General features: G+C 71.1%; 7 protein-coding genes. 5 read left to right on the forward strand and 2 right to left on the reverse strand.

The window, feature by feature from the left end; translation table 11 throughout:
• A partial coding sequence (locus BKN37_RS26030) for a MinD/ParA family ATP-binding protein (RefSeq protein WP_083342062.1) occupies positions 1–1,034 on the forward strand: 1,034 nt, incomplete at its 5' end.
• Here BKN37_RS26030 and BKN37_RS28510 read toward each other — a convergent pair.
• Positions 1,031–1,189, reverse strand: a complete 159-nt coding sequence (locus tag BKN37_RS28510) for a hypothetical protein (RefSeq protein ID WP_095407218.1) — start codon at positions 1,187–1,189, stop codon at positions 1,031–1,033. The two genes, BKN37_RS26030 and BKN37_RS28510, sit on opposite strands and share 4 nt — an antisense overlap.
• Positions 1,190–1,237: 48 nt before the next feature.
• Here BKN37_RS28510 and BKN37_RS26035 point away from each other — a divergent pair, with 48 nt between their 5' ends.
• The 3 genes from BKN37_RS26035 to BKN37_RS26045 all read left to right on the forward strand — a co-directional run bounded on the left by BKN37_RS26035 (position 1,238) and on the right by BKN37_RS26045 (position 2,455).
• Positions 1,238–1,546: a DUF4229 domain-containing protein gene (locus BKN37_RS26035; protein ID WP_071030071.1), complete on the forward strand. Its 309-nt coding sequence runs from the start codon at positions 1,238–1,240 to the stop codon at positions 1,544–1,546.
• A 126-nt stretch (positions 1,547–1,672) separates the two neighbouring features.
• Positions 1,673–1,894, forward strand: a complete 222-nt coding sequence (locus tag BKN37_RS26040; RefSeq protein WP_071030073.1) for a helix-turn-helix domain-containing protein — start codon at positions 1,673–1,675, stop codon at positions 1,892–1,894.
• A gap of 3 nt (positions 1,895–1,897) precedes the next feature.
• Positions 1,898–2,455 carry a Clp protease N-terminal domain-containing protein gene (locus tag BKN37_RS26045; RefSeq protein ID WP_071030075.1) on the forward strand — a complete coding sequence of 186 codons (558 nt, stop codon included), beginning with the start codon at positions 1,898–1,900 and terminating at the stop codon, positions 2,453–2,455.
• Positions 2,456–2,540: 85 nt separating this feature from the next.
• Here BKN37_RS26045 and BKN37_RS26050 read toward each other — a convergent pair whose 3' ends face one another.
• Complete coding sequence (locus tag BKN37_RS26050; RefSeq protein ID WP_071030081.1) at positions 2,541–3,410, reverse strand: 1,4-dihydroxy-2-naphthoate polyprenyltransferase; 870 nt, start codon at positions 3,408–3,410, stop codon at positions 2,541–2,543.
• An 87-nt stretch (positions 3,411–3,497) separates the two neighbouring features.
• Here BKN37_RS26050 and BKN37_RS26055 point away from each other — a divergent pair, with 87 nt between their 5' ends.
• The gene (locus tag BKN37_RS26055) at positions 3,498–4,274 is read left to right on the forward strand and encodes an S-methyl-5'-thioadenosine phosphorylase (protein WP_071030077.1); all 777 of its coding nucleotides are present in this window, start codon (positions 3,498–3,500) and stop codon (positions 4,272–4,274) included.
• The last annotated feature ends 155 nt before the right edge of the window (positions 4,275–4,429 follow it).

Here is a 4,429-nt window from a genome sequence, read left to right on the forward strand (position 1 = left end):
CCATGGAGAACCCGCCGCCCGCCTACTACCCCGGCGCGTCGGACTTGCTGCCGGGCGACGCGCCGTACCGGCAGCAGCCCATGCCGCCCGCGCCGTACTCGGATCTGTCCACCAACTCGCTGTTGCGGCAGGTCAAGCCGCCGCCGTCGAGCGGCTGGCGGCGGGCGCTCTACGAGCTGTCCGGGCATCTGATCAACGTCGGGGAAAGCCCCCGCACGGTGCGCTACAACGACCTGGTGGTCCAGGCCAACCGGCCGCTGCAGGGCTGCTACCGGATCGCGTTGCTGTCGCTGAAGGGCGGGGTCGGCAAGACCACCATCACCGCCACCTTGGGCGCCACCTTCGCCTCGATCCGCGGGGACCGGGTGGTGGCCGTGGACGCCAACCCCGACCGCGGCACCCTGAGCCAAAAGGTGCCGATGGAGACCCCGGCCACGGTGCGGCATCTGCTGCGCGACGCCGAGGGCATCGAGCGCTACAGCGACGTCCGCAGCTACACCAACCAGGGCCCCAGCCGGCTGGAGGTGCTGGCCTCCGAAAGCGACCCAGCGGTGTCCGAGGCGTTCAGCGCCGAGGACTACACCGGCACCCTGCGGGTGCTGGAGCGGTTCTACAGCCTGGTGCTCACCGACTGCGGGACCGGGCTGATGCACTCGGCCATGTCGGCGGTGCTGGCCAAGGCCGACACCCTGATCGTGGTCAGCTCCGGCTCGGTGGACGGCGCCCGCAGCGCCTCGGCGACGCTGGACTGGCTCGACGCGCACGGCCACGAGGAGTTGGTGAAGAACTCGATCGCGGTGATCAACGCGGTGCGGCCTAGGTCCAACAAGGTCGACATGCAAAAGGTTGTCGATCACTTCTCCCGGCGCTGCCGGGCGGTGCGGCTGGTGCCGTTCGACCCGCATCTGGAAGAAGGCGCCGAGATCCACCTGGACCGGTTGAAGCGGGAGACCCGCGAGGCGTTGATGGAGCTGGCGGCCGTGGTCGCTGACGGGTTCCCCGGCAACGAGCGGTCCCACCAGCGCTTCGTCTAAGAGCTGTTATCGCCGTGGCTGAGCCGCCACAGGAACTCCGGATCGTCGTCCGGCCCGATCACCCGAGTTTTCGGCCGTTCGGCTTGTGCCCGCGCCGCACGCACACCGAGGTAGACCAGCGTCCCCAAAACCAGGACGAGGAGCAGGTAGAACACTCAACACCTCCTTGGCCCGAATATACCTGCACGCTTTAGGCTCGTCGTGTGTCGGAACCGCAGACCTCCACCCGGCGCGCGGTCGGGGACATCGCGCTGTACGCGACCGCGCGGTTGCTGCTGGTGGCGGCGCTGAGCGTGGTGATCTACGTGGTGGGCCGGCTGCTCGGTATCCGCGATTTCCCGCCGATCGTGGCGCTGCTGTTCGCGCTGATCGTGGCGCTGCCGATGGGGATTTGGGTGTTCGCGCCGCTGCGCCGCCGCGCCACCGCCAGCGTCGAGGCGGTCAGCGAGCGTCGCCGCCGCGACCGCGACCAGTTGCGGGCCCGGCTGCGCGGCGAGGAGCCCCCCGAGTAACCCGCGTTGACTCTGCGTCCACCAGACGGGTTACTCGCACTTTCCCCGGGTACACGCAGACTCAACGCGCCTAGTGCTGTCAACATTTGTTGACAGCACGGGCGTAGTCAAGTTATCTTGACGACTATGAGTGACGTGTCCGAGGTGTCGTTGGGCGCCGACGGGGCCACCAGCGCCGATCCGGCCGTCGGGTTGCGCGCGGTCCGCGCGCTGCAGCGGCTGCAGGAGCGGTTGGAGGCCATCCACGTCGCCAACGCCCGCGAGCAGGGCTGGAGCTGGCAGGCCATCGCCGACGCGCTCGGGGTAAGCCGCCAGGCCGTGCATCAGAAGTACAACCGGAGGAGATGAACCATGGTCTTCGAGCGGTTCACCCGCGATGCCCGGGTCGCGGTCGTACTGGCCCAGGAGGACGCCCGCGAGCTCAGCGCCGGCGAAATCGGCGCGCAGCACGTGCTGCTCGGAATAGTGCAGGCCGCCGGGACGGACCTGTCGGCGCTGTTGGGCGGCTACGGGTTGACCGCTGACGCGGTACGGGCCCGGCTGGCGACACCCGACGAGTCGTTCGACGCCGATGCCGAGGCGCTGCGGTCCCTCGGGATCGACCTGCGCGCCGTCCGGGACAGCGTGGCCCGCACCTTCGGCGCCGACGCCTTCGACAACGCGTTGCGCAAATCGGGGCGGCGCCGCCGTCGGCGCGGACATATCCCATTTACCCGGGCGGCCAAGAAGGCCCTGGAGTTGGCGCTGCGGGAAGCGTTGGCGCACAAGGACAAAGAGATCCGCTGCGAGCACCTCGTGCTGGGCGTGCTGCGCGGCGGCGACCCGGCGGCGCTGGACGTGATCACCGAGCACGTCGACCCGGTGCGGCTGCGGGCGTCGGTCGTCACCTTGCTCGACAAGGCGGCCTAGCGGGCCCGTCGCAGCGCGAGCAGACGCAAATTCGCACGATCCTCGGCCCGATCGTGCGAATTTGCGTCTGCTCGGCGACCGGGGCTCAGCCGAACGCCAACGCTGCGGCCACCACAACAGACCACACCAGCATGGTCAGCCCGGTGTCGCGCAGCACCGGGATCAGCGCGGCACCGCCCAACCGCTGCCGCAGCGGGCGCGCGGCCCGCACCGCCAGCGGGGCCGCGACCAGGCCCGCCGCACACCACGGCGTGGCCCGCATCAACACCACCGTCAACACCCCGGCCAGCACCAGCAGCCCCTGATACAGCACCCGGGTGCGGGCGTCGCCGAGCCGCACCGCCAGCGTGGTCTTGCCGGCCTGGGTATCGGTGGGGATGTCACGCAGATTGTTGGCCACCAGCACCGCCGACGACAACGCCCCGACCGCCACCGCCAACGTCAGCCCCACCCAATCCACCCGCAGCGCCTGGGTGTACTGCGTGCCCAGCACCGCGACCAGCCCGAAGAACACGAACACCGCGACCTCGCCGAGTCCGGCGTAGCCGTACGGCCGCGACCCGCCGGTGTACAGCCAGGCCCCGGCGATGCAGGCCACCCCGACCGCGATCAGCCACGGCGCGCTGACCACGGCCAGCGCCAGCCCGGCCACCGCCCCGACGGCCAGGCTGGCCACCGCGGCGGCCAACACCGCGCGCGGTGCGGCCAGCCGCGCACCCACCAGCCGCACCGGGCCGGCGCGGTCGTCGTCGGTGCCGCGGATGCCGTCGGAGTAATCGTTGGCGAAGTTGACCCCGATGATCAGCGCCACCGCCACCGCCAACGCCAGCAGCGCCTTCCACCACACCGCGGCACCCAGCCACGCCGCCGCCCCGGTACCGGCGATCACCGGGGCCACCGCGTTGGGCAGCGTGCGCGGTCGTGCCCCCTCGATCCACTGCGCGAAACTGGCCACCGCACGATCCTTGCACGGGCGATGCCGGACAATGATCGCCATGCGCGCAGGCGAGCGGGACGATGCGATGAGGAGGAGCGGCGCCCCATGATCGGAGTCATCGGCGGAAGCGGTTTCTACACGTTTTTCGGACCCGACGCCCGCAGCATCACCGTCGACACCCCCTACGGCCAGCCCAGCGCCCCGATCACGGTGGGCGCTGTCGGCGACCACGAGGTCGCGTTTTTGCCCCGCCACGGCGCCCGGCACGAATACTCCGCGCACACCGTGCCGTACCGGGCCAACATGTGGGCGCTGCGCGCCCTCGGGGTGCGGCGTATCTTCGCGCCGTGCGCGGTCGGCAGCCTCACCGCGCAGCTGGGGCCGGGGTCGGTGGTGGTGCCCGATCAGCTGGTGGACCGCACCAGCGGCCGCGCCGACACCTACTTCGACTCCGGCGGCATCCACGTCGAGTTCGCCGACCCGTACTGCCCGACGCTGCGGTCCGCGGTCACCGGGCTGCCCGGGGTGGTCGACGGCGCCACCATGGTCGTCATCCAGGGGCCCCGGTTTTCCACCCGGGCGGAAAGCCAATGGTTCGCCGCAGCCGGGTTTCAGCTGGTCAACATGACCGGGTATCCGGAGGCGGTGCTGGCCCGGGAACTTGAAATGTGTTACGCGGCAATCGCGTTGGTCACCGACCTGGACGCCGGTGTGGCGGTCGGCGACGGGGTCAAGGCCGTCGACGTGTACGCCGAATTCCAGCGCCACATCGAGCCGTTCAAGAAGTTGGTGCAGGAGGCGATCGGTGAGCTGGCCGGCGAGCGCAGCTGCACCCACTGCCTGACCCACCAGGGCATCGAGTTGCCGTTCGAGCTGCCGTGAGGGTGCTGCTGACCGGGGCCGCCGGGTTCATCGGGGCCGCGGTGCACGTCGCGCTGGCGGGCCCCGGCCCCGGCGCCGGCGCCGGCGGCGCCCTCCTGCCCCCCCCGCCCCGGGCCGGCGCCCCCCCCCCCGGCCGTTGCCCGCGGCTCCCACTC

Origin of the sequence: Mycobacterium talmoniae, from assembly GCF_001854525.1 — a bacterium.
GTDB lineage: Bacteria > Actinomycetota > Actinomycetes > Mycobacteriales > Mycobacteriaceae > Mycobacterium > Mycobacterium talmoniae.